Genomic DNA, 21,755 nt, shown 5'->3' on the forward strand with positions numbered 1-21,755 from the left:
GCCATGCAGAAGCTGATCGTGATGCAGTCGCTCTGGGCGATGGAGCGCCGGCAGCCGGACGGAATGGAGCGGACGCTCGAGAAGAATGTCGAGATCATCATCGAGGCCGGCTATGGCGGCGTCTCGACCGACTGGCGCGACCGCGAGCGCTCGAAGCGGATCGCCGCCATGCTGAAGCCGCATGGCATGGTCGCCGAGGGCCAGTGCTTCCCCAGGACGGTCGACGATCTCAAGAGCGTGCTCGAGATCGCCACCGAGACGGGCCTGCACCATCTCGACATCCAGCCCGATGTCCGCCCGCGCACCATCGCCGAATGCGTGCCGCTGATCGAGGGCTGGCTGCGCCTCGCCGAGGAGGTCGACTTCCCGGTCTATATCGAGACGCATCGCGACCGGATGACCACCGATCTCTATTTCGTCCTCGATCTCCTCGACCGCTTCCCCGAGCTGCCGCTGCTCGCCGACCTGTCGCATTTCCTCGTCGGGCGCGAATTCGCCGATCCGGTCGACGACGAGAACCACGCCTATATCCACCGCGTGCTCGACAATTCCTGGGCGCTGCACGGCCGCGTGGCGAGCCGCGAGCAGGTTCAGGTCGAGGTGTCGTTCCCCCATCACCGGAAATGGCTCGATCTCTTCCTCGCCTGGTGGGACTACGGCATCCGAAGCTGGCGGCGCCGCTCCGCGGCAGACGCGGAACTTTCCTTCGTCTGCGAACTTGGGCCCCAACCCTATGCGATCTCCGGTCCGGACGGACGCGACCTGTCCGACCGCTGGGGCGACGCGCTGATCCTGCGCGACGAGATCAGGGCAGTCTTTGCGAAGAGCGGCGGCTGAGGCGCTGCGGGGCTCGAAAAGGCCGCGCTTGGTCCTTGCGGCGGCCTTCGCTATCGTGAGCCGAATCACGGTCGCGGAGGAGGGAACGCTACAGTGGTGACCATCGCGCGGCTTGCCGCCCTCATTCTGCTCGGCGCCTCGCTGGTGCTTCTCCCGGTTGCGGACGGCGAGGCCCTGGAGCAGCAGACCGCGTCGGCGGCGACACGGTCGGGCACCGCATCGGCCAATTCCGCGCAGGCCCTCGTCACGACGGCTTCGGCCTCGACCGATCCGGCCAGGACGAAGGCCAGGCAGGCGAAGCCGAGAAAGTCGGCCGGAAGGAAATCGCAGCCCGTCGTGCAGCCGACCAAGGCCGCCAGCGTCTATCTGATGCGCGGCTTCCTCGGCATCTTCTCGCTCGGCATGGACCGCCTCAACGACCAGCTGAAGGCGGCGGGCGTCAAGACGAAGATCATCGGCCATACCCGCTGGCCGGGCGTCGTTTCGGAGATCGCGGCCGAGCAGGCGCTGCATCCCGGCCAGCATGCGCCGGTCGTCATCATCGGCCATTCGCTCGGTGCCAATGCCGCGCTGCTGGCGGGCTACGAGCTCGGCAAGCAGGGCATCCCGGTCGATCTCGTCGTCACCGTCGACCCGACCTCGTCGCGGCCTATCAGCCCGGTGGTCAAGCGCTACCTCAACATCTATCTGCCCGGCGACGGCTTCGGCGCGAAGCTCGCCGCGACCGGAAGCGGCGTCGACAACGACGACATCCGCGCCAATCCCGAGCTGAACCGCCCCGGAGTCAACCATTTCACGATGGACGAGCATCCGGTCGTGCTGAAGCAGATCTTCGACGCGACCATGCCGATCGTGAAGCCGGGCGCCCGGAAAGGCGCCGGAAAGGGGCGGAAGGGATGACGGGCGGGCGGCGGAGGAGGCCGGCCGCGCTGCCGTTGCCAGCGGGGCGCGAGGACTGGCCGCGCCGCGTGGTCGTCACGGGCGCCGGCGGCCATCTCGGCGGCTGGATCGCCTCGATCCTCGCCTCCGGCGGCGTTGGCGTCACGGCGACGGCCGGACCCGGCGAGGATCCGGGGCGCCTTTCGGCAGAGCTCGTCGCCGCCGGCGTCGATCCCGCCCGTCTCTCGGTCGCCGCCTGCGACCTGCTCGACGATCCCTGCTGGCCGGCCATCCTCGAGGGGCATGACGCCCTCGTCCATGCCGCGGCGCCGATGCCGCATGTCCTGCCGGAACAGGCCGATACGCTGATGGCCTGCGCGCGCCACGGCACGCTGAAGGTGATGGAGGCGGCCGCCGCCGCCGGCATCCGGCGGGTGGTCGCGACCTCGTCGATCATGGCGGCGCTCTATGACGAGCAGCGGGCGGCGGGCGAAGTGGTGACCGAGGCGCACTGGTCGGCGGTCGGACGCGATCCGATGACGGCCTATGCGGAGGCGAAGACGGTCGCGGAGCGGGAATTGTGGGCGGCGGCCGGGCGCCTCGGCATCGCGACGACGGCGATCAATCCCGGCATCCTCCTCGGACCCGGCCTCACCTCGTCGATCTCGCCCTCGCTCCACCTCTTTCGCGAGATCCTCTCCGGCAAGGCACTGTTCGCGCCGCGCATCCTGCTGCCGCTCGCTGACGTTCGCGACGTCGCCTGGCTGCATGTCGCGGCGCTCGCCTCGGACGCGGCGATCGGCGAGCGCATCTTCGCGGTCGCCGACCAGATCTGGCTTGCCGATCTCATCGCCCGCATCCGCGCCCGCGGCCACGAGCATCTGCCGCAGCCGCGAGCGCTCGACGACGAGCGGGCGATGAAGCTCGCCGACAGCTTCTCGATCCTCGGCTATCTGCGCTACGACATCGGTGCCGAGCGCTGGGTCGCCCGCGACAAGGCGGCGCGGCTGCTGAAGCTCAACTGGCGCGCCACCGACGACACCATCGCCGAGACCATCCGCTATCTGGAAGGCCGGCCGGCGACCCGTCACGCCGCCTGACCGCGACGCCCGGCCCGGGCCGGCAAGGTCTCCCCCGTCCAGGCATCGCCGATCTCGCGGCGCAGTTCGGCTTCGAAATCATAGATGTCGATCTCGATGGCGTGGCGCGGCGAGCGCTCGAAATTCCAGTGCGGATGCGCGACCTCGCGGGCGATGCGGGCGTCGAGATCGGCCGGGCGGGCGAGAACGCCTTTCGCCTGCAGCGCCACGATGCGGGCCTGCAGCTCGGCCAGCGGCCAGATGCAGCCGATCGGCTGGAAGAGGCCCACGAAATCGAGCGTCGGATGGCCGGCCGGCATCATCTTGAGATAGAGCGGCACCGAGACGGCGTCCGACCAGTCGAAACCGCTGCCGGCGAGGAACGGGAAGCGGGTGCGATAGCCGGTGGCGAAGATCACGTCGTCGAAGGCTTCGAGCCGGGCGTCGGAATAGCGCACATTGGGGCCTTCGAAGCCGGCGAGGCCCGGCCGCGTCTCCACCGCGCCGTGGCGGAGGCGGTCGAGCAGCTCGGAATTCAGCGTCGGGTGCATCTCCAGCACGGGCCGTGCCGGCTCCGGCAGGCCGTAGCGCCTGTACGGGCCGACGAGAAGCTTCAGCATCAAGGCGAGCAGCCGCTGCCGCACGGGCTTCGGAACATGGCGCAGCCGTCGATAGGCGACGTCGACCGGCATGCCGAACACGATCTTGGGCACGATGTGATAGCCGCGGCGCATGCTGATCGCCGTCTGGCGGGCGACGCGCGATATGGCGACGGCGATGTCGCAGGCGGAGTTGCCGCCCCCGACGACGAGAACGCGGCGGTCGCGGAAGGGCTCGGCGCGGCGATAGTCGTGCGCATGCATGACGCGGCCGTCGAAGGCGCCGGGAAGGTCTGGCAGGGCCGGATCCCAGTGATGGCCCGAGCAGACGACGAGGCGGTCGAAGACCTCCTCGCCGGCGCCGTCGGGACCCTCGATCGCGACGCGCCAGCGGTCGCCGTCAACAGGCGTCGCCGCGACGACGCGCGTCTCGAAGCGGATATGCGGCGCGAGACCAAAATGCGCGGCATAGGCCTGGAAATAGGCCAGCATCTGGCCGTGCGAGGGGAAGTCCGGATAGGCATCCGGCATCGCGAAGTCGGAATATTGCGACAGCCGCTTCGAGGAGATGATGTGCGTCGTCTCGTAGACGCTGGCATGGCCGGTCGTGTCGCGGAACACCCAGTTGCCGCCGAGCTCGGCCTGTGCCTCGAAGCAGGTGATATCGCGAAGGCCGGCCTCGCGCAGCGTCTTGAGCACAGCGAGCCCGGATGGTCCGGCGCCGATGACGGCAATCTTGGACATGATTTCGGTGTCCCCCTCCACCGGCTCGCGACCTCGGCCCCCATCCGGCTTCGCGCGGGCCTTGCGTGAAGTCAACGCTCTCCGCGGCGGAAGGGCTGCATCAGCGCCTGCGGGACACGGGCGCGGCGGGCCATCACGAGCAGCGCCAGGATCGACATCAGATAGGGGATCATCAGGAAGAGCTGGTAGGGGATCGCCTTGCCGACGACATGCGAGAGCCGCAGCTGATAGGCGTCGAACAGGGCGAAGAGCAGCGCGCCGAGCAGAGCGAGGCCCGGCCGCCAGGAGGCGAACACGACGAGGGCGATGCAGACCCAGCCGCGGCCCTGCACCATGGTCGGGAAGAAGGAATTGAAGGCCGAGAGCGTCAGGAAGGCGCCGCCGACCGCCATCAGCGCGCTGCCGGCCACGACGGCGCCGATGCGAAGGCGGATCGGGTCGATGCCCTGCGCCTCGGCCGCATGCGGGTTCTCGCCCACGATGCGCACCGCGAGGCCGAGCGGCGTGCGCGCCAGCGCCACCGCCGCCGCCAGCGCGAGAAGGACCGCCAGATAGGTCGGCGCCGTCTGGCTGAACAACGCCTCGCCGAGAAACGGGATGTCCGACAGGCCAGGAATCGCGATCGGCTGAAAGGGCACGATGGTCGGCGGGGAGCCGGAGACGGGGATCGACAGGCGGAAGATGTAATAGGACAGCGATGAGGCGAAGAGCGTGATGCCGAGCCCGGTCACATGCTGCGACAGGCCGAGCGGCACCGTCATCGCCGCATGCAGGAGGCCGAACATCGCGCCCGAGAGAGCGGCGACCGCGATGCCGGCCCAGAGGTCGCCGCCGTGATAGACGGTCATCCAGCCGATCATGGCGCCGAAGGTCATGATGCCCTCGATGCCGAGATTGAGGACGCCCGAGCGCTCGCAGATGAGCGCGCCCAGCGTTCCGAAGATGAGCGGCGTCGCGATGCGCAGCACCGCCGCCCACAGGCCCGCCGAGGCGAAGATGTCGAGCGCTTCCATCATCGGCGGATCCGGTAGTTGGCGAGCGACAGCGCAACCAGCATGGCCAGCAGCGACAGCGCCACGATCACATCGGCGATGAAGCTCGGCACGCCGAGCGCCCGGCTCATCGAATCGGCGCCGACGAACATGGTCGCGACGAAGAGCGCGGCGAAGACGACGCCGATCGGATCGAGCGCCGCCAGCATCGCGACCACGATGCCGGTATAGCCGAAGCCGGGCGAGAGATCGGTGGTGACATAGCCCTTGACGCCCATCACCTCGATCGCGCCGGCGAGGCCGGCGAGCCCGCCCGAGAGGCAGGCGACGAGAACGAGGATTCGCGTGAGGCCGATGCCGGCGAAGCGGGCGGCCGCCGGATTGAGGCCGGCGGCGCGGCTCTCCATGCCGAAGACGGTGCGCGCCTGGACGAGCGCGACGAGAAGGGCCAGGCCGACCGCGACAAGGAGGCCGATATGGAGGCGCGAGCGCGGCAGGAGCTTCGGAAGAAGCGCATCGCCCACCACCGGCACCGATTGCGGCCAGCCGAAGGCGAGCGGGTCCTTGAGCACACCCTCGATCATCATCGAGACGAAGAGGAGGGCGACGAAATTGAGCAGCAGCGTCGTCACCACCTCGTCGACGCCGAAGCGCAGACGCAGGGCCAGAGGGCCGAGCAGCATCAGCGCACCGGCGACCGCGCCGCCGACCATCAGCGCCGGGATCAGCAGCGGCGCCGGCAGGTGCAGCCCGTGCTGCGAGCCGAGCGCGGCGGCGGCCAGCGCGCCGACGAGGAACTGGCCCTCGGCGCCGATGTTCCAGAGCCGCGCGCGGAAGGCGACCGCGGCGGCGAGACCGGTGAGGATCAGCGGGACCGTGCGCGTCAGCGTCTCGGTGATCGAGAGGCGCGAGCCGAAGGCGCCGATGAGCATGCGCCGATAGGCTTCGAGGACCGGGGCGCCGGCGAGCGCGATGAGAATGCCGGCCAGCGCCAGCGCGACGACGACGGCGGCGATCGGTGCGCCGATGCGGGCGGCCAGCGGCACATGGGCGCGGCGTTCGAGACGGATCACGCGGCCTCCTCCCAGATGCCGGCCATCATCAGGCCGAGACGGCGCGGATCGGCGGCGGCGACGGGAATGGGCGGCGACAGGCGGCCCTTCACGATCGCCTGCACGCGGTCGGCGAGCGCCAGCACCTCGTCGAGATCCTCCGAGATCAGCAGCACCGCCGTGCCGGCGCCGCGCGCCGCGAGAATCTCGCCATGCACGCTCGCCACCGCGCCTTCGTCGAGGCCGCGGGTCGGCTGCGCCGCGACGAGCAGCTTCGGCGCCTCCGCGAGGTTGCGGCCGAGGATCAGTTTCTGGACATTGCCGCCCGAGAGCAGGCGGATCGGGCTGTCGGGACCGCCGCCGCGCACGTCGAAGCGCTCGACGACGGAGCGGGCGAAGAGACGGCCGGCGGCGCGGTCGACGAAGCCGGCCCGCGAGAAGCGCGGCTCGCGCAGCCGCTCCAGCACGGCATTTTCCCAGAGCGCCATCTCGCCGACGACGCCGTCGCCATTGCGATCCTCCGGCACGCGCCCGACGCCGGCGGCGACGAAGCCGCGCGGGCTCGGATCCTCGACCGGGCGGCCATAGAGCGTGAGATGTCCGGCGCTCGGCCTCTCCAGCCCGCAGGCGAGGCGCACGAGCGTCGCCTGGCCGTTGCCGGAGACGCCGATGATGCCGAGCGTCTCGCCGGCGCGGACAGCGAAATCGAGGCCCTTCAGCCGGCCGCCGGCATCGAGGCCGCGGGCCTCCAGCACGACCTCGCCCGGCTGCTGGCTCTCGCGGCGCGGGCGGGCGACGCGGCGGCCGACCATCAGTTCGGCCAGTTCCTCGCGGCTGGTGGCAGAGGCGGCGCGCTCGGCGACGACGCGTCCGCCGCGCAGCACGACGACGCGATCGGCGGCGGCCATCACCTCGTGCAGCTTGTGCGAGATGAAGATGATCGAGAGCCCGAGCTGCGCCATGCCGCGCAGCGTCGCATAGAGCTGTTCGGCCTCCTGATGGGTGAGGACGGCGGTCGGCTCGTCGAGGATCAGGATGCGGGCGTCGCGATAGAGCGCCTTCAGGATCTCGACCCGCTGCCGTTCGCCGACGGAGAGATCGCCGACACGGGCATCGGGATCGACGGCGAGGCCGAAGCGCTCCGCGAGCGCGGCGAGGCGTTTGCGGGCGCCACCGGCGCCGAGCCCGAGCGAGAACAGGCGCCGCGTCCCTGCGATGACGTTCTCCAGCACCGAGAGATTGGCGGCGAGCGCGAAATGCTGATGCACCATGCCGATGCCGGCCGCGATCGCGGCGCGCGGCTTGCCGGGCGGGAGTTCCCGCCCGAAAGCGACTGCCCGGCCCGAATCGGCGGTGTAATGGCCGAACAGGATGTTCATCAGCGTCGTCTTGCCGGCGCCGTTCTCGCCGAGCAGCGCCAGGAGTTCGCCCTGCCGCAGCTCCAGCGTCACGTCGTCATTGGCCGTCAGCGATCCGAAGCGCTTGGTGATGCCTTCGAGGCTGAGGACGACGGGCGCGCTCATGCCGGCAGCCCCGCGAGCGAATGGCGGAACGCCCAGGGCTGCGCCCTCTGCAGGACCCGCGCGAGGCGGATGAGAAGGCCGTCGCTCGCCATGGGGCCGATGAGCTGGACGGGCAGCGGCAGGCCGGCGGCGTCGCTGCCATGCGGCACGGTCAGCGCCGGCGTGCCGGCGACATTGGCGAGCATCGCATAAGGTGCGAAATCGCCCATGCGCCGCCATTGCAGCTCGACATCGTCATGGTCGAAGGGGAAGGCGCCGATGGCGAGCGGCGGGCCGGACAGCATCGGCGTCAGAAGGATGTCGACCTCGTCGAACAGCCGCCAGAGCGCATGGGCCGTGCGCACCGCGGTCATCTCCGCTTCCTGATAATCGCGCGCCGTCATGGCGAGGCCGCGCCGCGCGACTGCGGCCGTCAACGGCTCGACCTTCGAAAGATCTGGCATGTTGCGGGCGAGATTGGTGCAGATGATGCGGTCGAAGACGAGGGTCGAGGCGCGGCCAAGCGGCGCGAGACGGGCCGGGTCGATCCCATGGAGGCTGTGGCCGGCGGAAGCGAGCACCGAGGCGGCATGGCGGACGGCCTCCGCGCGCTCCGCATCGATCGGCCTGCCCTCGGCGACCTCGGCGACGACGCCGATCCTGAGCGGCTCCACCGCTTCGTCGAGGCGCCCGGCCACCGGAAGGTCGAGCTCGGGGTCGGGCGAGAAGCCTTCGGCGGCGCCCGAAAGGCGGTCGAGCGCCAGCGCCGTATCGCGCAGCGAGCGGCTGACGACGAGTTCGGCGGCGACACCGCCGATATGGTTGCCGAAATCGGGGCCGGACGGCATGGCGCCGCGTGTCGGCTTCAGGCCGACAAGGCCGCAGCAGGCGGCGGGAACGCGGGTCGAGCCTCCGGCGTCGGTGGCATGGGCGATCGCGACGATGCCGGCCGCCACCGCGCTCGCGGCGCCGCCGGACGACCCGCCGGCCGTCCGCTCGGGATCGAGCGGGTTGCGCGCCAACGGGCCGATCGCTGGCTCGCTCGACAGCGAGAGGCCGAACTCCGGCACGGTGGTAAGGCCGAAAGGTGCGAGGCCGGCGGCCTTGAAGCGCCGGCCGAGCTCGGAATCGGTTTCCGGAGCGATGGCGGGGATCGAGGCGGAGCCGCAGACGACCGGCAGGCCGGCGACGGTGGCGCCGAGATCCTTCATCAGGAAGGGGACGCCGGTGAAGGGCTTGATCCGGTAGTAGTTCGGCCGCCGCGCGAGGCCGGCATCGAGCGCCTCGGCCGCCGCGCGGCCGAGATCGGCGTCGAGACGGGAGATCGCTCCGAGACCGCGCATCGCGTCGGCACGCGCAAGAGCGGCCTCCATCGCCGCGACGGCGCTGGTGCGCCCCGAGCGGATCGCCTCGGCGAGATCGGCGGCGTCGGAGGAATCCTCTGCACTCGTCATGGAAATGGTCCTGCCTCCGACGAGAGCATTCTCTTTGGCGTCTGGCCCGCCCTGGCCGTCATGGCCGGGACAGGCCCGGCCATGACGGTTTCGGGAAACTCCGCGGGCAATCCGATCAGGTCGGCTCGGACGGATCGACCGGGACCTTGAAGCTGCCGTCCTTGATCGCCTTGCGCTTCTCCTCCATGGCCGGGATCGAATCCTTGATGACCATGGTCTCGCTGAAGACGATGTCGTTGCCGCCTTCCTTCATGAAGGAATAAGGGCTGTAGTCCTTGCCGGTCTTCTGTCCCGCCTGCACGTCCTTGACGGCGGCGTCGAGGATCGGGCGGAAATACCACATCGCATTGGCGAACACGGTCTCGGGATAGCGCGGCGTGTAGTCGAGCAGCGAGCCGACCGACTTGATGCCCTTCTCCTTGGCGGCGTCGGCCGTACCGATGCGCTCGCCGAACAGGATGTCGGCGCCGGCGTCGATCTGGGCGAGGCCGGATTCGCGCGCCTTGGGCGGATCGAAGAAGGTGCCGATGAAGCCGACCAGGAACTTGGCGTCGGGCCGCGCTTCCTTCACGCCGGCGCGGAAGGCGTTGATGAGGATGTTGACCTCGGGGATCGGGATCGCGCCGACCGCGCCGAAGGTGCCGGTCTTGGACATCGGGGCCGCCAGCATGCCGGCGAGATAGGCCGCCTCGTGGTTCCAGGTGCCGAAGGTGCCGAAGTTATCGCCGGCCGGGCCGCCCGAGGAGCCCATGAGGAAGGCGGTGTCCGGGTAATCCGCCGCGACCTGGCGCGCCTCGGTCTCCACCGCATAGGACTCGCCGACGATCAGCTTGTTGCCTGCCTCGGCATATTCGCGCATCGCGCGCGGATAATCCGTGCCCGAGACGCCTTCGGAGAAGGTGTATTCGATCACGCCGTCCTTGGCGGCGGCGAGCAGCGCCTCGTGCAGGCGCGAGTTCCACGCATTCTCGACCGGCGAGGCGTGGATGCCTGCGACCTTCAGCTTCTCGGCGGCTGCGGCGACGCGCGACGTGGCGAGAGCGAGCGTGCCGGCGGCCGTGCCGAGCAGGAAGGCGCGGCGGGAGACTGCGATGGACATGACTGTTCCCCTCTGGTGCGCGTTCGACGCGCCGGCTGGCGGGATGATCCCGGGCCTGCCGACCCTTTTTTCCAGGCGGTCAAAGTCCAGCGCCTGCCCAGGAAATTGTCAAGCCCAGCGGCTGGGCATCCACGACTCTTCCTGCGCCGCCCGGCTGCCGGGGAACCCATGCCGGAGCGGGGGGTTGGGCAGCGTCGAGTTGGTCGGACGAGGGTGAAATGACGGCAGAGGCACAGACGGCGGCGCGCGCGGGGCGCTTCCGCGCGACCTACCGGGTTCAGTTCAACGACAACTTCACCTTCGCCGACGCGGAGCGGCTGGCCCCCTATCTCGCCGCGCTCGGGATCAGCCATCTCTATGCCTCACCGATCTTCGCGGCCAGAGCGGGGTCCGCGCATGGCTACGACATGGTCGACCCGACGCGCATCAGCGACGCGCTCGGCGGCGAGGCCGGATTTCGGCGCCTCGCAGCCGCGCTGAGGGCCAAGGGCATCGGCATCATCCTCGACATCGTGCCCAACCACATGGCGGCCGACGCGGCCAATCCGTACTGGATGGACGTGCTCGAATTCGGCAAGGCAGCGGCGAGCGCCGGCGTGTTCGACATCGACTTCTCGCGGCCGATCGCGCTGCCATGGGTGGGCGACGACGTGAGCGAGCCGATCGAGAGCCTTCGCCTCGATGCCGCCGCAGGCCGCATCGAGGCGGTCGTCGCCGGCAACGGCGTGCCGCTCCGCCCCGCCAGCGTCGCGCTGCTTCTCGACCGGATCGGCGCGCTCGAAGCGGCGGAGGCGTTCCGTTCCCTCGAGGCCGAGGCAGACGAGGCGGCGATCGCCGCCGCGCGCGCTGCGCTCCGCACCGCCGCAGCCGCCGCGCCGGACGCTTTTGCCCGCGCGCTCCAAAGCGCCGACCTGACGGCGCTCCACACCACGCAGCATTGGCGGGCCGTTCCCTGGCGCCGGACCGAGGCGCTCAACTATCGGCGCTTCTTCGAGGTCTCGCATCTCGTCGGCGTGCGCGCCGAGGATCCGGCGGTGTTCGAGATGGTGCACAGGCTGCCGCTCGCGCTGGTCCGCGAAGGCCTCGTGCAGGGCCTCCGCGTCGACCATATCGACGGTCTCTGCGACCCCGCCGGCTATGCGGGCGCGTTGCGGGACGCCGCCGGCGAGGACACGCTGATCCTCATCGAGAAGATCCTCGGCCGCGACGAGCCGCTGCGCGACTGGCCGATCGACGGCACGACCGGTTACGAGCGCCTCAACCTCATCAACGCCGCCTTCGTCTCCGCCAGGGGGCGCGCGCGGCTGCAACGGGCGCTGGAGGATGAGGGGCTCATCGAAGGCAGCCCGGAGCGGCGTCTCTTCGACGCCAAGCATGCGGTGCTCGACCGCAGCTTCCGGCCCGAACTCGCGCGGCTCGCCGATCGCGCGGCGAAGCTGCCCGGGCTCGAAGCCGTGCCGCGCGGCGCGCTGACGGCGACGCTCGCCGCGCTGCTCGCCGCCTTTCCCGTCTATCGCTCCTATATCGACGCGCTGCCGGCGTCGCTTGAAGACGAGGCGCTGTGGCGCGAGGCCTTGCGGCGGCTGGAACACCTTTCGCCCGGCGATGCCGCGGCCGCCGGCCAGATCGTCGAAGCGGCGCTCGGCGCCGGAGGCGAGCCCGGCGACCTCTTCCGCACCGCGTTCCAGCAGCTCTCCGGCCCCGCGATGGCGAAGGGCTACGAGGATACCGAACTCTATCGCAGCGTCGCGCTCACCTCGGTCAACGAGGTCGGCTCCGATCTCGGCGCCGAGACCCCGGCCGGCGATGCGCTGCATGCGAGCTTCGCGGCCTTCTCGCTCGGCGGCCAGACGCCGCTCGCGACCCACGACACCAAGCGCGGCGCCGATACGAGGGCACGGCTGAACCTCCTCTCGCACGATCCCGAAGACTGGCTCGCCCATGTGAAGCGTTGGCGCGAGCGCCATGCCGGCCTGAAGCAAAACGATGCGCCGGACGCGCTCGACGAGTGGCTGATCTACCAGACGCTGTTCGCCGCCTGGCCGATCACCACCGAGCGGGCGCGCGGCTATTTCGAGAAGGCGTTGCGCGAGGCGAAGCGGCATGGCAGCTGGACCGACCCGGATACGGCCTATGAGGAGGCGCTGCACGGCTTCGTCGCAGAACTCATCGAGGGCGAAGGCGGGGCGGATTTCCGCAGCGACATCGAAGCGTTGCACCAGCGGCTCGCGGCGGATGCGGCGCGGTTCGGCCTCGGCCAGACGGTGCTTCAGCTGACGCTGCCGGGCATCCCGGACATCTATCGCGGCACAGAACTCGCCGATCTCTCGCTGGTCGATCCCGACAATCGCCGGCCGGTCGACTGGGAGCGGCGGATCGCATTGGCGGAAGGGCCGCTTGAGGCGGCTCCGGCCGGGGATCGCGAAGGGGTGGCGAAGCTCGCGGCGATCCGCGCTCTCCTCGCGTTGCGCGCCGCCCATCCGGCGCTGTTCGCCGCGCCCTACGAGGCCGTGCCGCTCCGCCAGGAGGGCTGGTTCGCCTTCAAGCGCGTCGCCGAGGAAGGAACGCTGTTCGTCGCGCTGCCGGTCACGCCGGCCGCGGCGCGCGCCACGGCGCTCGATACCGGGACGGCGCTTCGCGATGGCGATTTCACGCGCGTGCTGCCGCCGGAGGGGACGGTCTCCGTCGCCGGCGGCCGCCTCGCGATCGATCCTGATCATCCCGTGACCGTTCTGGCGCATCCCGGAGCGTCGTCGGGGCCGGCGACGTGACGGGCAGCCGGGCGGCGAGACGAAGGAGGGCCGCATGGAGTTCAGCGACGAGGAGATTGCCGCCGAGGCCTATCGCATCTGGGAGGCCGATGGCCGCCCGATGTTCACCAAGGATCACGACCACTGGTTCCGGGCCGTCGAGAACCTGCGCAGGCAGCGATCGGCGGAACGCGATTTCGGCATCAGCCTGCCGCTCGCCGGGACCGACATCGCCCGCTGACAAAAGGGAAGCGAAGCTATGACCAAAGGCTCCGAGACCCACCCCGAAGAAGGGCATGCTCTCATCGGCTCGCTCGTCGAGGGTGGCCCGCCGACCGGCGATCCGGACATCGTCCGCTCCGGACTCGGCATCGCCGACGTGGCACGCGGTGATCGCGTCGGCTCCGGACCGGAAGACTACCTGACCGAGCCGGCGCCGGCGACGACGATGTCGCATTACCGCTTCGGTCCGCTGCTGACGGAGAAGGGCGTTCTCTTCCGCCTCTTCGCGCCTTCGGCCGACGGCGTCGAACTTCTCATCCCCGACCGTGCGCCGATCTCGATGCAGCGCGACAATGACGGATGGTTTGCCGCCGAAGTACCGGGAGCGGGGCCGGGGACGCGCTACTGCTTCCGGGTCGGCGGGCTGGATGTTCCCGACCCCGCCTCGCGCGGGCAGGAAGAGGATGCGCGCGGCTGGAGCGTCGTGCGCGGAGCGATGCCGCCGCCGGCGCCACGCTCGGCGCGCCCCTGGCACGAGGCGGTGATCGCCGAGCTCCATATCGGCACGGCCTCGCCGGAGGGGACCTTCGCGGGGCTCGCCCGGCGCGTCGGCCATTTCGCCGACGCGGGCTATACGGCGATCGAGCTGATGCCGATCGCCGATTTCCCCGGCTCGCACAACTGGGGCTATGACGGGGTGCTGCCCTTCTCGCCCGAGCGCAGCTACGGCACGCCGGAGGAACTGCGCGCGCTCGTCGATGCGGCGCATGAACATGGCCTCGCCGTCATTCTCGACGTCGTCTACAATCATTTCGGACCCGTCGATAACTACCTGCCGCATTACGCCAAGACCTTCTTCGACGAGAGCGTTGAGACGCCCTGGGGGGCGGGGCTCAACTTCGCCGATCCGATCGTGCGGCTGTTCTTCCTCGAGAATGTCCGGATGTGGCTCGAGGACTACGACATGGACGGGCTCCGCTTCGACGCGGTGCACGAGTTCGGCACCGAGGGCGCCGACGAGATGAAACGATCGATGGCCGCCATGGCTCGCGCGATCAAGCCGGACGCGCTGCTCATTCTCGAGAACCTCGCCAATGAAGCCGCCTGGCTGGAGCGCGACGACAGCGGGCGGCCGCTCGCCTTCGATGCGCAGTGGAACGACGACATCCACCATGTGCTGCATGTGCTGACGACCGACCAGACCGCGGGCTACTATCAGGACTTCGCCGAGCATCCGGTCGGACAGGTGGAGCGGGCGCTCTCCGAGGGCTTCGCCTTCCAGGGCGAGGTCGTCGCGCGGCTAGGCGACATGGCACGCGGCGAGCCGTCGGGTCATCTGCCGCCCTCGGCCTTCGTTTCGTTCATCCAGAACCACGACCAGATCGGCAACCAGCCGGACGGGCGCCGCCTCGCCGACAGCCTCGATGCGGAGCGGCTCGACTTCCTGCATTTCGTGGTGATGCTGTCGCCCCAGATCCCGATGTTCTTCATGGGCGAGGAGGCGCATATCCGCTCCCGCTTCCCCTTCTTCGGCGATCTGCGCGGCGAATTCCGCGAGGAGGTCAGGGCGGGGCGCGAGCAGCAGGCGAAGGAATTCTTCGGCTCGGAGGACGCGGCCGATCTCGTCCCCGATCCGGTCGATTTCGGCACCATGGACATGGCGAAGCTGGACTGGAGCGAGTTCGACCTGCCGGAGCGGCGCGCGGCGCTGGACCGCTTCCGTCATCTGGCGGCCCTCAGGCGCGAGCATCTCTGGGCGCTCACCTCCACCCGCTATCACGGCGCCGAGGCGCGGACGGAGGGGCGGGCGGTGGCCGTGGAATGGCGCTACGACGGCGGGACGCTCGTGCTCGTCATGAACGCCTCCCACGAGCCCGGATCGATTGCCGCGCCCGCGATGGAGCCGATCGCGACCACCGGCGACGTGACGCCCGAGACTGGCGGCGTCCGGCTCGGCTCCTGGTCGGCGGCGATCGCCATCCGTCCGGCCGAGGGGTGAGAGGCCTTCAGGCGCCGCTCACCGAAGCGATGGCGGCGGCGAGCGCCGGCATCGTATAGGGCTTGTTGACCGAGACGATGCCGGCATCGCCGGCGAAGCCTTCGACCGTGCCGAGGCCGGAGGCGAAGATGACGGGCAGGCGTGGTTGCGTGGCCCGCGCCTGACGGACGAGATCGATGCCGCTCATGTCCGGCAGGCCGATATCGGTCAGCAGGATATCGACGCCGCCGCGTGCGAGCGCTTCCAGCGCCGACCGGCCGTCCGCCGTCTCCTCGGCGTCGTGGCCGAGTTCGCGCAGCATTTCCGCCGTGTTCATCAGGATCAGGAAGTCATCCTCGCAGACGACGATCTTCATTTCGGCGCTCCGCCTCGAGAGGACGCGTTCCCGCCCGGCGCAACCAGCGCCGGCGGGATCGGCTCAGGCCGCTTCATCCCCGATCGTCATCGTAGGGCGATATGTTCACAAGGAACAGTCCCGAGCTAGCCGACGGCGCGGAACGGGATCACCGAACGCGGCGCCGGGATCATGCCGAGCATGCTCTCCTCGCCCTGCCGGCCGAAGCGGACGGCGCTCACCGACGCATAGGGGACGCGGACCCTGAACCCGGCATCGTCCTCGAACTCCACCGCCTCGGCCTGGCAGGTGAGGCGGCCGCTGGCGAGAGAGGCACCCTCGTCGACATGCTCGATCTCGATCCAGCCGCAGACCGACGCCATCTCGGCATCGATGCGCGCGATCATTTCCCGGACGGTTTCCATGGCAACGCCTTTCGCGGCAGATCAATCCCTCGCCGATGTTCTTATTTTGTTCTCATTATCCCCGCTGTCAAGATATCCACAGCGGGGAGGGGCGAATTCACGGGCCGCGGTCGACCGGCACGGCGTCGACCACGCTCACATGCGCGGCCACGACATGCCAGCCGCCGTCCAGCCGCGCCCAGGTCTGCATCTGGCGGCCGATCTTGCCCGGCGGCACATCGACATAGAGCGTCGAGACGGTCGCGAAGTCGTGTCCGAAGGTCGTGACGACCGTCTCGGCGAGCGCGCGGTCGGGGCCGAGCTTGCGGCGGCGGGCATTGAAGGCCTTGATCGGCGCATGGCCATGCTGGATCTGGCCGTCGCCATAGCGGATCGTGAGCGGGCTGTCCCAGAACAGCTCGTCGAGCGCGGCGGCGTCGGCGTCGATCAGTCCCTGCTCGTAGCGCTGGAAGGCCGCCGTCACTTCGGCGACGGTGGCGGGATCGTTGACGATCATCGGGGGCTCCTCGGTGTGGGCATCAGCGATCGGCGCCGATGATGGCGGCGATCTCCGTTCGGCTCGGAAAGGCGGCGCGCGTGCCGTGGCGGGTGACGGCAAGGGCAGCGGCGCGCCCCGCGGCGCGAAGGCTCGCCTCGATCGGCATCGCGCGGCCGTAGCGGCAGGCGGCAAAGATGGCGGTGAAGACGTCGCCGGCGCCGGTCGTATCGACGGGGCGGACGGGCTCGGCTTCGACGGCGACGGAGCCGTCGGCGTCCAGCGCCAGCGCGCCCCGCGCCCCGAGCGTCACCACGACGAGCCCGGCGCCGCTGGCGCGCAAGGCCTCCGCGGCCTGAAGCGCATCGTCGCGGCCGCCGAGGAGACGGGCCTCGCCTTCGTTCACCACCAGGCAGTCGGCGAGCGGCACGAGGCTCGCGATGTCCGGGCGGGCCGGCGAGGGGTTGAGCAGCGTGAGGGCGCCGGCGGCGCGCGCCGCCGCGAGCGCCGCGCGGGTGGCGGCGAGCGTCAGGTTGCCCTGCATGACGAGCAGGTCGCCGGGGCCAAGCAATTCGACGCTTTCTCGGGCGAGGCGCTCGTCGATACATTCGGCGGCCGCGACGATGGAGGCGATGGCATTCTCGCCGCCCGGCCCGACAAAGATCAGCGAGCGGTCGGTCGGGACCTCGACCGGGACGAGGTCGGCGGGGTCGAGCCCCTCGCCGGCAAGTTCGCCCGCCACCCACTCGCCCGCCGTGTCGCCGCCGACCGGGGCCACAAGGCGGACATCGAGGCCGGCGCGGCGCATCACCAGCGCCTGGTTGGCGCCCTTGCCGCCGAGGTCCCGCTCCGCAGGTCCGGCGATCACGGTGGCGCCGGCATGCGGAAAGACGGCCGCCGCCATGGTCTCGTCGACCATCGCCGTCCCGAGCACGAGAACCCGCATCGCCACTCCTCTCCGGCCCTGTCGCATCAAGCCACGACTATCGCCGCGATTGGGTTGCCAACTGCTTGCGACCGGATTACAGATACGTATCACTAATACGTATCAGGAAACATCGCCGTGGAAACGGGCCGCCCCCGCCGAGTGACGCAGCGCGATGTGGCGCGCCTGGCAGGCGTGTCGCAGACGACCGTCTCCATGGTGCTCTCCGGCGCGTCGGCGCCCTCGCTGCCGACCGAGACGCTGGAGCGGGTGCAGGCGGCGGTGCGCGAGCTCGGCTATGTGCCCAACCGCTTCGCACAGGCGCTGAAGACCAACCGAACGATGACCATCGCCTGCGTGGTGCCGGACATCGCCAACCCCTTCTATCCCTCGCTCCTGCGCGGCGTTCAGTCGGTTGCGGACGATGCCGGCTACGATGTCATCACGGTCAACACCGACGGCACGGCGGAGCGCGAGCAGCGCTTCCTCTCCTGGTGCCTCGAACGGCGGGTGGACGGCGTCGTCGGCGTCTTCTTCACGCTGCGCGCCGCCGATTTCCAGCCGCTGACCGATTCCGAGATCGGCGTCGTGCGCATCGAATCCTCGGCGAAGCGCGGCGGCCCGCTGCCGGTCGACAATCTCTACATCGACAACGAGGCGGCCGCCGGCGCGGTCACGCGCTATCTGATCGGGCGCGGCTACCGGCGCATCGCGATGATCGCCGGCATCGGCGGCCCGCAGGACGGCCGCATCCGCGGCTATCGCTCGGCGCTGATCGAGGCCGGCCGCGAGCCGCTGATCGTCACCGACGAGGCGTTCACGGAGGAGGGCGGGCAACGCGCGGCCGAGACGCTCTTCGCCCTCGCCGAGCGCCCCGACGCCCTCTTTGCGGCCAACGACCTCATGGCGATCGGCGCCATGGCGGCGGCGCGCGAGGCGGGCTTCTCCGTTCCCGGCGACATCGCCGTCGCGGGCTTCGACGACATCTTCGCGGCGCGGCTGGTGACGCCGCCGCTCACCACCGTTTCGCAGTTCCAGTACGACCTCGGCACGACGGCTGCCGAGGTTCTTCTCGACCGGCTCCAGCGCGGCAATGCCGGCGCCGGCACGAGCCAGGCCATGCCGTTTCGCCTGATCGAGCGCGGTTCAACCTGAACGATGCGAGACAGGCTCGGAGGGAGGAGCATGAACATGGGTTTCAGAGCGAAAATCACTTTGGCGGGGGCGGCCCTCGTCGCACTCGGCGTCGCCGCGGCGCAGGCCGAGGACAAGAAGCCGATCAGCTGGTGGTACGAGACCGCCGCACCGGAAAACCAGGAAGCGCTGCAGAAGCTCCTGGTCGAGCCGTTCAATGCCGCGCATCCGAATGAGGAGCTGTCGATCGACTTCCGCGGCGCGGAACTCGACAAGCAGCTGCGCATCGCGATGCTGTCCGGCTCGGGCCCGGATATCGTCTATACCGCCGGCCCCAGCTATGTCGCCGCGATGGCGCAGGCCGGGCAACTGCTGCCGCTCGACGACTATGCCGCCAAGCTCGGCTGGAACGAGCGCATCCTGCCCGTCTTCATCGAGCTCGGAAAGTATAACGGCAAGCTCTACGCGCTGCCGAAGACCTACGAGACGCTCGGCCTCTTCTACAACAAGACGCTGTTCGACAAGAACGGCTGGAAGGCGCCCACCACCATCGCCGAGATGGAGAAGCTCGCCGACGAGATGAAGGCGAAGGGCATGGTCCCGTTCGCGGCCGGTAATGCCGACTGGCGGCCGACCAACGAGCACTATGTCTCGATCGTGCTCAACTCGATCGCCGGCCCCGACAACGTCTACAAGGCGCTGAAGGGCGAGATTCCGTGGACCGCCGAGCCCTTCGTCAAGGCGATCGATAAGCTGAACGAGTGGTGGCAGAAGGGCTATTTCGGCCCCAACTACTTCTCGCTGACCGGCGAGCAGGCCTTCGCGCAGATCGCCACCGGCCAGGCCGGCATGGCGCCGACCGGCACCTGGAACTTCCAGAACGTGCCGCGCTACTTCCCGCAGAACAATGCCGAGCCGGCCTTCATCGGCTTCCCGAGCGCCGAGGGCGTGCCCTCGCCGATCTATGCGCTCGGCATCGGCTCGACCTTCTCGATCGCCAACTCCTCGGAGAATCCGGAAGGGGCGGCCGAGGTGATCGACTATGTTTTCAGCGACAAGTTCTACGGCGACATCAACACCGTCTGGCAGGGCGAGTGGAACACGCCGCTGAAGGACCTCTCGAAGGTCAAGATCGGCGCCGAAGTCCTTCCGCTCTACGGCGAGACGATGAAGAGCCTCGCCGACGCGGTCGGCAAGAACCAGTACGGCTACACGACCTGGACCTTCCTGCCGCCCGCGACCGACACCTATCTCGTTTCGGGCATGGAAGAGGTCTGGCTCGGCAAGATCACGACGGCCCAGTTCCTCGAGAAGCTGAACGCGGCGTTCCTCGAGGAAAAGGCGGCCGGCAAGGTGCCGGCGATCCCGGCCCGCTGAGGGCGCCGCACGTCGACCTCTCCTTGAGGGAGAGGCGCGGAACGTGCAGGCGGGCCGTCTCGGCGCGCCGGCCTCTCCCGACGGGAGGGGCGAAGAAAGGGCAGGCGGACCGCATCCGCCTGCCGTCCATCCGTCCCGAAGGATCCGCCCATGTGGCTCTATCTCGCGCCGACGCTCGTCATCAATGTCGTGATCATCCTGATCCCGGCGCTGCTCACGATCGGTCTCGCCTTCTTCCAGTGGGACGGCCTCTCGGCGCCCGTCTTCGTCGGCCTCGGCAACTTCGTGTCCCTCTGGAACGACAGCGTGTTCTGGACGGCGCTCGAGAACAACCTGATCTGGACGGCGATCTTCCTGACGATCCCGATCGCCATGGGCCTTCTCGCCGCGAGCATGCTGCTCATCGTGCCGCGGCGCGGCTCGACCATCTTCCAGGTCGTCTATTTCCTGCCCGTGATCATCGCCACCGCCATCACCGCCCGCGTCTGGCAGGGCATGATCTACAGCCCAGTCACCGGCATCTTCGGCTGGCTCGGCAAGCTCGGCCTGCCGCTCACCAACCCGCTGTCGCAGACTTCGACGGCGCTGTTCGGCATCGCCACCGTCGATCTCTGGCACTGGTGGGGCTTTCTCTGCGTGATCTTCTTCGCTGCGCTGCGCCAGGTGCCGCAGGAGCAGATCGAGGCGGCGCGCATCGAGGGCGCGAGCTTCTGGCAGATGATGCGCTACGTGCTCCTGCCGGGCATCCGCTCCACCATCGTGCTCATGATGGTGATGACGGTCATCTGGTCGTTCCTCGTCTTCGACTTCGTCTACATCCTGACGCAGGGCGGACCGGCCTTCTCGAGCGAGGTTCTCTCGACGCTCGCCTATCGCAAGGCCTTCTACGACCTGAATGTCGGCCAGGCGGCCGCGACCGCGCTCGTCATCAGCCTGTTCGGCCTCGTCGCCACCTATTTCTACATCCGCATCCAGCAGAGGGAGGGCGTCTGATGAGGCTCGTCGAAAGCCGCGCCACCCTGACGATCACCTATCTGGTGCTCGGGATCGGCCTCTTCACCGCGCTCTTTCCCATCGCGCTGCTCGTTCTCAATTCACTGAAGAGCGCGCAGGAAATCGTGACCAATCCGCTGGCGCTGCCGGCGGCGATCCGCTGGGACAATTTCGCCCGCGCCTGGAAGGACGCGCGCTTCTCCACGAGCTTCGTCAATTCGGCGACGCTGACGGGGCTCACCATCCTCCTCGTCTGCACCACCGGTTCGGCCTCGGCCTATGTGCTGGCGCGCAAGAAGATCAAGTCGTGGAAGCTCGTCACCTTCTACCTTCTCGCGACGACGACGGCGCCGATCCAGCTCTTCCTGTTCCCGCTCTATTTCGGCTTCGCGAAGCTCGGACTGATCAACAACGTCTTCGCCGTCTCGCTCGTCTATACGGCGATCTACAGCCCGTTCGCGATCATGCTGCTGCGAACCTATTTCCTCGCCGTGCCGCGCGAGATCGAGGAGGCGGCGCTGATCGACGGCGCCTCGTCCTGGCAGATCTTCACGCGCGTCATGCTGCCGATCGTCTCGCCCGGCATCGTCACGGTGGCGCTGATCATCGGCCTCTATTCCTGGAACGAATTCCTGATCGCCACGACCTTCCTGCAGAAGAAGGATTCGCTCACCGCCGTCGTCTCCTTCTTCCTGCTCTCGGGCCAGTACTCGTCCGACTGGGGCGAGATCATGGCCGCTGCGCTCATCATCGTGCTGCCGATCGTCATCCTGTTCGTCTTCCTGCAGCGCCGCTTCATCGAGGGCATGGCCGGCGGCTCGGTCAAGGGCTGAGCCGGCCGCCGTTCGTCAATCGACAAGAAACACCGAGGAACCTCCAAGGAC

The 21,755-nt window shown here is 69.2% G+C and carries 20 protein-coding genes; 10 read left to right on the forward strand and 10 right to left on the reverse strand.

Annotated elements, in window-relative coordinates:
- Window positions 1–3 precede the first annotated feature (3 nt).
- From QO015_RS16725 to QO015_RS16735, 3 genes are all read left to right on the forward strand, one after another.
- Entirely contained in the window at window positions 4–837 is an 834-nt protein-coding gene (locus QO015_RS16725) for an IolE/MocC family protein (RefSeq protein ID WP_266282870.1), read from the forward strand.
- Between the two features lie 93 nt (window positions 838–930).
- Window positions 931–1,737 (forward strand): alpha/beta hydrolase family protein, encoded by an 807-nt coding sequence (locus QO015_RS16730; protein ID WP_266282869.1) that lies wholly within the window; start codon window positions 931–933, stop codon window positions 1,735–1,737.
- Between the two features lie 68 nt (window positions 1,738–1,805).
- Entirely contained in the window at window positions 1,806–2,816 is a 1,011-nt protein-coding gene (locus tag QO015_RS16735; protein ID WP_266282868.1) for an NAD-dependent epimerase/dehydratase family protein, read from the forward strand.
- On the opposite strand, the gene QO015_RS16740 is transcribed toward QO015_RS16735, so the two are convergent.
- The 6 genes from QO015_RS16740 to QO015_RS16765 all read right to left on the reverse strand — a co-directional run bounded on the left by QO015_RS16740 (window position 2,804) and on the right by QO015_RS16765 (window position 10,237).
- Window positions 2,804–4,138: a flavin-containing monooxygenase gene (locus QO015_RS16740; protein WP_266282867.1), complete on the reverse strand. Its 1,335-nt coding sequence runs from the start codon at window positions 4,136–4,138 to the stop codon at window positions 2,804–2,806. The two genes, QO015_RS16735 and QO015_RS16740, sit on opposite strands and share 13 nt — an antisense overlap.
- Window positions 4,139–4,209: 71 nt before the next feature.
- On the reverse strand, window positions 4,210–5,154 hold the full coding sequence (locus QO015_RS16745) for an ABC transporter permease (RefSeq protein ID WP_266282865.1): 945 nt from the start codon (window positions 5,152–5,154) through the stop codon (window positions 4,210–4,212).
- Window positions 5,151–6,200 (reverse strand): ABC transporter permease, encoded by a 1,050-nt coding sequence (locus QO015_RS16750; protein ID WP_266283282.1) that lies wholly within the window; start codon window positions 6,198–6,200, stop codon window positions 5,151–5,153. Before QO015_RS16750 ends, QO015_RS16745 begins: the two co-directional genes overlap by 4 nt.
- Entirely contained in the window at window positions 6,200–7,705 is a 1,506-nt protein-coding gene (locus QO015_RS16755; protein ID WP_266282863.1) for an ABC transporter ATP-binding protein, read from the reverse strand. Before QO015_RS16755 ends, QO015_RS16750 begins: the two co-directional genes overlap by 1 nt.
- A complete protein-coding gene (locus tag QO015_RS16760) occupies window positions 7,702–9,138 on the reverse strand; it encodes an amidase (protein WP_266282861.1) in 1,437 nt (478 codons plus the stop codon). Before QO015_RS16760 ends, QO015_RS16755 begins: the two co-directional genes overlap by 4 nt.
- Before the next feature lie 115 nt (window positions 9,139–9,253).
- Window positions 9,254–10,237 carry a BMP family protein gene (locus QO015_RS16765; RefSeq protein ID WP_266282859.1) on the reverse strand — a complete coding sequence of 328 codons (984 nt, stop codon included), beginning with the start codon at window positions 10,235–10,237 and terminating at the stop codon, window positions 9,254–9,256.
- A 218-nt stretch (window positions 10,238–10,455) separates the two neighbouring features.
- Between QO015_RS16765 and treY the strand changes: the two genes are divergently transcribed.
- From treY to treZ, 3 genes are read left to right on the forward strand one after another with little or no spacing between them, the layout of a single operon-like run.
- Window positions 10,456–13,008 (forward strand): malto-oligosyltrehalose synthase, encoded by a 2,553-nt coding sequence (treY, locus tag QO015_RS16770; protein WP_266282857.1) that lies wholly within the window; start codon window positions 10,456–10,458, stop codon window positions 13,006–13,008.
- A 34-nt stretch (window positions 13,009–13,042) separates the two neighbouring features.
- On the forward strand, window positions 13,043–13,228 hold the full coding sequence (locus QO015_RS16775; RefSeq protein ID WP_266282855.1) for a DUF2934 domain-containing protein: 186 nt from the start codon (window positions 13,043–13,045) through the stop codon (window positions 13,226–13,228).
- Window positions 13,229–13,246: 18 nt separating this feature from the next.
- Window positions 13,247–15,208, forward strand: a complete 1,962-nt coding sequence (gene treZ / locus QO015_RS16780; RefSeq protein WP_266282853.1) for a malto-oligosyltrehalose trehalohydrolase — start codon at window positions 13,247–13,249, stop codon at window positions 15,206–15,208.
- 7 nt (window positions 15,209–15,215) lie between these two features.
- Here the strand turns inward: treZ and QO015_RS16785 are convergent, their stop codons facing one another.
- The 4 genes from QO015_RS16785 to QO015_RS16800 all read right to left on the reverse strand — a co-directional run bounded on the left by QO015_RS16785 (window position 15,216) and on the right by QO015_RS16800 (window position 17,388).
- A complete protein-coding gene (locus tag QO015_RS16785; RefSeq protein ID WP_266282851.1) occupies window positions 15,216–15,563 on the reverse strand; it encodes a response regulator in 348 nt (115 codons plus the stop codon).
- A gap of 125 nt (window positions 15,564–15,688) precedes the next feature.
- The gene (locus QO015_RS16790) at window positions 15,689–15,967 is read right to left on the reverse strand and encodes a hypothetical protein (RefSeq protein WP_266282850.1); all 279 of its coding nucleotides are present in this window, start codon (window positions 15,965–15,967) and stop codon (window positions 15,689–15,691) included.
- Window positions 15,968–16,064: 97 nt separating this feature from the next.
- Window positions 16,065–16,463 carry an oxalurate catabolism protein HpxZ gene (gene hpxZ, locus QO015_RS16795; protein ID WP_266282848.1) on the reverse strand — a complete coding sequence of 133 codons (399 nt, stop codon included), beginning with the start codon at window positions 16,461–16,463 and terminating at the stop codon, window positions 16,065–16,067.
- A 22-nt stretch (window positions 16,464–16,485) separates the two neighbouring features.
- Entirely contained in the window at window positions 16,486–17,388 is a 903-nt protein-coding gene (locus QO015_RS16800) for a PfkB family carbohydrate kinase (RefSeq protein ID WP_266282846.1), read from the reverse strand.
- Window positions 17,389–17,505: 117 nt separating this feature from the next.
- Between QO015_RS16800 and QO015_RS16805 the strand changes: the two genes are divergently transcribed.
- From QO015_RS16805 to QO015_RS16820, 4 genes are all read left to right on the forward strand, one after another.
- Complete coding sequence (locus QO015_RS16805) at window positions 17,506–18,522, forward strand: LacI family DNA-binding transcriptional regulator (protein WP_266282844.1); 1,017 nt, start codon at window positions 17,506–17,508, stop codon at window positions 18,520–18,522.
- A 36-nt stretch (window positions 18,523–18,558) separates the two neighbouring features.
- A complete protein-coding gene (locus QO015_RS16810; protein ID WP_266282842.1) occupies window positions 18,559–19,878 on the forward strand; it encodes an ABC transporter substrate-binding protein in 1,320 nt (439 codons plus the stop codon).
- Between the two features lie 150 nt (window positions 19,879–20,028).
- A complete protein-coding gene (locus QO015_RS16815; protein WP_266282840.1) occupies window positions 20,029–20,871 on the forward strand; it encodes a carbohydrate ABC transporter permease in 843 nt (280 codons plus the stop codon).
- Window positions 20,871–21,704 carry a carbohydrate ABC transporter permease gene (locus tag QO015_RS16820; RefSeq protein WP_266282838.1) on the forward strand — a complete coding sequence of 278 codons (834 nt, stop codon included), beginning with the start codon at window positions 20,871–20,873 and terminating at the stop codon, window positions 21,702–21,704. The genes QO015_RS16815 and QO015_RS16820 overlap by 1 nt, the downstream gene beginning before the upstream one ends.
- Window positions 21,705–21,755 lie beyond the last annotated feature (51 nt).

The sequence above is a fragment of the Kaistia geumhonensis genome (assembly GCF_030815145.1).
GTDB classification, from domain to species: Bacteria; Pseudomonadota; Alphaproteobacteria; order Rhizobiales; family Kaistiaceae; genus Kaistia; species Kaistia geumhonensis.